Here is a 696-nt window from a genome sequence, read left to right as displayed (position 1 = left end):
ACATGTCCTGAAGATCATGTTCACGGGGGCCTATATGTCGTTTAGCAAAAGAATATGTATTCATTAAATAAAAGTTGTGTTTGAAGGAGCGAAAATAAGGAAAATCAACCTATTTTTTAATGATTTTAAAGGGCAAGATGTGTTAAGTTTTTAAGGGGTCAAAGACAAAAAATGGGAGCTGCAAAAAAGCTATTTATTTTCTATATCAACAGCAGCATTCATGTGGCTTTAGCAGTGATTTCCCTGGTTGTTATTACCTGGCTGCACCTTAGAATTCCGGCGGAGAAAAGCCTGTTGCTTTTTATCCTTTTTGGAAGCATTTGCGGCTACAACTTTGTAAAGTATGCCGGCATTACGGGTTTGCACCACCGCAGCCTTACCAAAAGGCTTAGATTTATTCAGGTTTTTACCCTTTTATGTCTGTTTGGGTTCTTGATTTCAGTTTTTTTGGTGGAAATTCAGGTGCTTTTGTGGAGCGCTTTCTTCGGATTGTTCACCCTGCTTTATGCGCTACCTGTTTTCAGAAAACGCCGCAATCTTAGAAGCATCTCGGGAGTCAAGATTTTTATCATCGCTTTCGTATGGGCGGGAGTCACGGTAGTATTGCCGGTATTACCCTTCAAAAATGGCATTTTTGACACCCTTCTACCGGAATTCCTGCAGCGGTTTCTCCTGGTGCTGGTGTGGATCCTGCCT

General features: G+C 41.4%; 1 pseudogene. It reads left to right on the top strand.

Annotated elements, in window-relative coordinates:
- Nucleotides 1-171 precede the first annotated feature (171 nt).
- Nucleotides 172-696, top strand: a pseudogene (locus HC175_RS15935) (hypothetical protein); the annotation flags it as partial.

The sequence above is a fragment of the Salinimicrobium oceani genome (assembly GCF_012037645.1).
This window is presented reverse-complemented; position numbering and strand designations above follow the sequence as displayed.